The sequence below is a fragment of the bacterium genome (assembly GCA_040755755.1).
Lineage (GTDB): Bacteria > SZUA-182 > SZUA-182 > DTGQ01 > DTGQ01 > DTGQ01.
On the sequence record JBFLZW010000062.1, the window covers coordinates 1 to 6,286 of the forward strand.

Annotated in this window: 2 protein-coding genes; both read right to left on the bottom strand. The window is 49.7% G+C overall.

All coding sequences use genetic code 11. From position 1 onward, the window contains the following. On the bottom strand, window positions 1-2,670 hold a 2,670-nt coding region (locus tag AB1611_18390), incomplete at its 3' end, for a beta-ketoacyl synthase N-terminal-like domain-containing protein (GenBank protein MEW6381553.1). Continuing rightward, window positions 2,667-6,286 (bottom strand): SDR family NAD(P)-dependent oxidoreductase (locus AB1611_18395; protein ID MEW6381554.1); only part of this gene is annotated, 3,620 nt, incomplete at its 5' end. The genes AB1611_18390 and AB1611_18395, both read right to left, overlap by 4 nt.

The following is a 6,286-nucleotide window of genomic DNA, read 5'->3' on the forward strand; positions in this document are numbered from 1 at the left end:
GTGAGCTTCCAGATAACTGATGGTCCTGGGGTGCACCCCTGCTCTTTCGATGGCCTGCACGATCAGCTCTGCCTGGGCATTGGGATTGGGCACCGTATAGCCGCTGGTCTTTCCCCCTGAGTTGATGTAAGAGCCTTTGATGATGGCATAAATATGGTCCTGATCGGCAATGGCCTTATCGAGGGGTTTGAGCAGGACTGCTCCCACCCCCTCTCCATCCACAAATCCATCCGCTCCCTCGCCAAAGCTTTTGCACTTCTCATCCCTGGCCAGCATGTTTACCCTGCATAATTGCATGAAGTGTGCAGGATGGAGAATGAGATTGACTCCCCCGGCAATGGCTGCCTCACACTCCCCCCTTCGGATGCTCTCACAGGCCAGGTGAATGGCCGTAAGCGATGATGAGCAGGCAGTATCTATGGCTAAACTCGGACCTTGAAAATTGAAGAAATACGAGACCCTGTTCGCGCTCGACCAATATGATGTGCCACCCCCTGTCATCTGCCCTTGTGCCCATGCCCCGGCACTGAACCAGCCGTAATCGCCATTCATGACCCCGACAAAGACACCTACCCGGTAATGGATTTTGTCGAGATCTTTTCTGGTGTAGCCCGCATCTTCCAGGGTTGCCCATACGGTCTCCAGGAAAAGGCGCTCCTGGGGATCCATCACCTCTGCTTCTCTGGGTGATATGGAGAAAAATAAGGAATCAAACTTATCCACATCCTTGATGAATCCGCCCCATTTGCTATAACACTTTCCCTCCCTGGTGGGATCCGGGTCGTAATATTCCTGCCAATCCCAGCGATCCTGCGGTATTTCGCTGATGCAGTTTCGTCCGCTTTTTAAATTCTCCCAAAATTCATCGAGAGTCTCTGCTCCGGGATATCTCCCGCTGATCCCTATGATGGCAATGTCATGATTATGGTCCTGATACTCGAAATACCTTGCGGTGGCAGCCTGTTCCTGAGATGCTTTTTCTTCCGCTGCTTGAATCTGATCAGAGTCCTGCTGATCAGATTTTTGTGAAGCTGGTTTGTCCAGGGGAATGTCCTTTTTAAAAAGAGCGGCTCCGTCATCCACTTTTCGAATATTTGCCGTTTTCCAGGTCTTTTCCATCCCCAGTTTCATCTCGAGAGTCTTTTGGTGGTGCTTGATGAAGTATTCTGCCAGGGCATTTACCGACATATTTTCAAAGAGCAAAGTGGCGGGAAGTTTTCCAAAGTCCTTCTCGAATTCATTATTGATTTCCATGGCCACTAACGAATCCACTCCATACTTCTCGAAGGTCATCTGACTGTCAATTTCACTCTTTGATGTCTTCAGCACCCTGGAAAATACTTCTTTTACGTAATTAACTGTTTTTTCTTGTAAATTTCCGGCAGAAGCAGATTCTTCAGGAGCATGCTCCTGAATATGCTCTTCCGGAACACGCTCTCGCCGGAGGAGGTCCTCTCCTTGAATGGCCTTTTCCCGGCTTGGCGTTTTTTCATTTCTGCTCTGTGTTTTTTCGATAAGGGCACATCCATCACTCTCACCGATGATCACATTCTGTCCTGATTTTTCCGCTGGCATATCCGGAAGGCCAAAGATTTTGGCTTTATGGATGCCGTGCAATTCCAGGATTTCTTTCCATCCGGCCGGGCCAAGTAACGGTGAGCCTTTGAGGCGATTCTCCGCGTCTTCAAACAGCCACCACCCGCTGGTTAAGCCAAAAGTCAAAGTGGCAAAATTCTGGACCTGAGTAACTTCGTTAATGATCAACAGTCCATTGGTTTTCAAAAGCTTTTTGACCTGGACTAAGGTATTTTTAATTCGCCTGGTGGCATGAATAACATTACTGGCCAGGACCAGATCCGCCCTGCCGGGCTCAAAGCCCTGTACTTGAGGATCTTTTTCAATATCCAGGGTTTTAAACTCCATAAAGGGATAATGGGCCCCGTACTCCCTTCTCCCATACTGGATAAATCCCAGCGAGACATCCGTGAAAAAGTAGCGAAGATTCTGGCAATATTCCCTGATTGCCTTTACAACAAACGTGCTGGTCCCGCCTGTTCCTGCTCCCAGCTCGATAATCTGGACTTTGGCCTGCGGGTCCTGTCGAAGCCGCTGCTGAATATAGTGTCTTACCAGGCGGGCCACAAGGCTGTTATAGTAATCAGCTATAGGATTACCTTGGTAAATACTTTCAACAAGTGACAGGGAGCTGTTGGGAAACATCACCTCCATATGATCTTTTTGCCCGGTCAGCACTTCGGGGTAAGCTTGCAGGCAGGTCCACAGGAGTTTGATATGACCTTCGATCTCAGGGAATTCCGCTGCCAGATGCTGCATTTTCTCCTTGAGCCCCGTCGGTGGTTGCCCGCCGTGCAGATCTGCTTTGACATCCGCTGGTGGTACTTTTTCTATTTTCCGGGTACTCGTTATATCCTGCCCATGAATCCTGATGAATTCAGCTTTGGCCAGAATATCCAGAAGAACTTCAAATAACCGATAATAGGCAGGTATTATCCCAAGCTGGTCCCGCAGTTGCTCTTTCTGATAGTGCTCATCATCAGTGCCGCTTTGAAACACCCCCATCCTCTGGAAGGCATCAAGCAGCGCCAATTGACCAAATCTCTCGAGCTGATTGAAGGCTTTTTGAAACTGAAGCAGGCTTTGTTTATTCATATCCCGGCAATTGCCTCTTCTGATAAGAACTCGGTTACGAATTCGGTTTGATCTTCCATGGTATCAATAAGCGAAGGGATATGTTCAGGGTAAAGCTCCAATTGATGGGAAAGATCGATTCCCAGCCCCTTGAGGATATGGTCCTCCGCTTTTACCGCAATAATTTGATCAAGGCGGTGCCCCAGGACCCTCTGTATTGCCTCCATCCCCTCTTCAGGTTCAATGGATTGAATACCCAGGGTTTTCAGCCGCTGGTTATATCCTTCACCCGATACGACCCCCACACTCCCCCAATAGCCCCAGTTAATAATCTTCACCGGATAGGGTTTTATCTGCCTGAGGCGAAGGGCGAAGGCGTCTTTAAAAGCGCAGGCTGCCGCATAGTTACTCTGACCCGCATTGCCGATGAATGACTGGACAGAGGAGAAAAACAGCATAAAATCAAGTGGTTCTTCCTGGGTTACGGTGTGCAGGATTACGCTTCCTTTAACTTTGGGTTCCAAAGCGGCCCTTAACGTTTCTTCATCCATGGTCTTTAACTTTTGATCCTTGAGCACCAGAGCTGAGTGGATTACCCCGTTGATATGGCCAAATCGGGATTTTGCCCTCTCGATGGCCGCTCTCATGCTTTCAAGGTCTGTGGCATCTGCCTGTATATAGAGTATCTGGCCACCCTTTGATTCAATGTGGGCAATTTTTTCCTTTTGGGTCTCATTCAGCTCACGTCGTCCTAATAAAACGAGGCGTGCCTGCACCGCTTCAGCAAGATACCTGCTGAATTCAAGCCCGATTCCTCCCGCTCCGCCCAAGATCAGGTAAACCCCTTGATGCTTAAAGGGGATATGATTTTCCGGAGAAAGAAAAACGGGTTCTATGATCTGTATATATCGCCTTACTTTCCGGATGGCCACTACCTCACCCCTTTTATTGGCAGGCTCTTTCAGGATTGCAGCGACGATATTTTCCAGCCTCCTCGTGTTTTCCGGCCTCCTCGTGGATGCTCCAGCTTCTGTCTCTGTTCCTGTCTCTATTTCTATCTCTCTCAGGCTGATATCGATACAGCTTATTTCCAGCGCAGGATATTCCTTGGCCATTGACTTGACCAGACCCTGTAAACTGGCCCCGGCGGGTTGTATAACCTCTTCTGATCCAACTTGACAGACATCGCTGGTAATTACCTTTATCCTGAGAGGGTGTCTGGTAAGATCATGCTTCTCCAATGACTTGATCAGCCTGAAAAAGGCTAACACTCCCTGCTCCTGGCTTCTCTCTAAAGCCTCAAGATTATCAATGCCCGGTTCCTGAGTTTGGATACCTCCGAGGAAATACAGGGTATGCACATTTTTCAACTGGTGAAGGCAGTTGTCAAAATCGCAGTCAGCAGCGGCAGGTGAAGGCTGCCTTGCCTCAGACTCAGACCCCAGTTCGATTTCAACCACCTTATCCTTTGTATGGGCTCTGGCCAGAGCTTTGGCCAGACTCAAGCCTTGTGGCGGGTAAATGATAAGTATTGTCGATTCGTCCGGCATTCCTTCATCTGCGGGTATTTCTTCAGTCGAAAGTGAAGGTGAGGGATCCGGCACCCACCGGGGGCGGTAAAAAAACTGCTGAAGCTGGTCTTTTACCTCCCGTAAAGCTACACCATGAAGCTTTATGCAGACGAGCCCTGCCTCATCGAGGATAGCTATATGAAACCGGCGATTGCCCAGGTGATTGCCTTGGCAATCACCCGGGTTAATATCTTGGCTATTACTACCTGTATGATCACCTGCCGCCTTGACATAAGCATATGCCTGTGATTTAAGAGGATGCAAAATCTCTACCTCCTCCACAGCGAAGGGCATCATAAGCTGTCTGCCTTTACTTCGGGAAGCCGCCCAAAATCCGGCTATGGTTTGAAGGGCCCCATCCATCAAGGTAGGGTGCAGGGTGTAAAGCCGTAGCTCATCCTGGTATTCAGAAGGCAGGCTCAAGGCTCCCAAAACCTCCTCGCTGTTTACCCATATCCGCTCTACCCCCTGAAAATAGGGACCATAGGCAATGCCTGTCTCCTTAAATCCGGCATAGAGGGTTTCTTTATCTATCTGGTACGTGCATCTTGCCTTAACCTCTTCAAGGGATAACCACTGATCCACCTGGTCCAATTGGTCCATCTGATCCACCTGGCCCATCCGGAATTCCCCTTTGGCATGAGTGGTAGCACTGGTTCCCTGGCTGCTTTGAATCTCATAGGTGAAATGATTATTTACCAGATCACCTGTTTGCCTTATGATAATCTGCACATCCATTGCATTCCCATTATCATTATCATTACCATTATCATTGCCCTGGACCACCAGAGGGGATAGCCAGGTGCACTGGGATAAGATACAGGCATGGCTGCCTTTGATGTATGAGGCAGATGCGCGGGCCATTTCCAGATATCCGACCCCTGGCAGTATTGATTGACCTTTTATTCTGTGGTCTCTGACAATTAAATCAGCAGGCCGGAAGGTTTTCTGGAAGACGAGTCCCCGCTCAAGACTTAAGTGAGGAACAATCTTATCAACCAGAGGATGAATAGGATGAATACTCCTTTTATCCTCGACAGGTACCTGAGAGGTTTTCGATATCCAATACCGCTGCCTGGCAAAGGGATAGGTTGGAAGAGGGAGACGACGAGGGAAGCGGTTTGTAGTTTGAGTTGGATAGAGTAACCTCCAGTCTATCTTTATCCCTAATGTCCAAAGGCGCGCTAACTGATCGAGATTCCGATCCTGAATAACGATTCTGATAAACTCTTCTCCTGCCCTCCCTGTGAAAAGCAGATCAGCTTGAGGGTTATTTGCCCCATGCCCTTTATATATGTTTTCTATCTCCTCCTCTCCCTGGCAGTATTGGACTAACTTCTCTCTCAATTCCCGTATGCCCGATACCACCACCGCCAGCCGCTCCTCCATCGCCTCCCGGCCAACCTGCAGGGTGTAGGCAAGATCAGTGAGGCTGACCGTATCAGTGGCTCTTCCGAGGAATTCCACCATCTGCTGTGCATATGCCCTGAGCCTTTCTTTACTCCTTGCCGAGAGCACAACGATCTGCTCATTCTGTTGACCATCATGTGCTGGCTGGTTCATCAGGTCAGCTCTCTGCTGGTCCTGTGCTGGCTGGCTGAGTTGCAGCCCTGGCTCTTTATGCTCCTGGCCTGGCTCTTCATACTCCTCAAGCACGATGTGGGCATTGGCACCCCCAAAGCCAAAGGAGCTTACTCCTGCCCTCCTTGGAATAATCCAGCCATCATCGCCCTTGAGCGGCTCCCAGGGTCTGGTTTCTTTGACTATGTAAAAAGGGCTGCCCTCAAGCTGAATGTAGGGATTGAGCTCCTCGAAGTGGACCGTGGCCGGAAGCGTCTTATGCCGCATGGCCAGGATTACCTTGATAACTCCGGCTATGCCTGCCGCTGTCTCCAGGTGGCCGATATTGGTCTTCACCGAACCAAGGCCGCAGTGGGGCTTTGGGGGTGGGGTTTTGCCCCGCTTTCTATACAGCTCCTCGAAGGCTTTCTTCAAGCCGTTGATCTCGATCGGATCACCCAGACTGGTTCCTGTCCCGTGGGTTTCGATATAGCTGACTGTGGCAG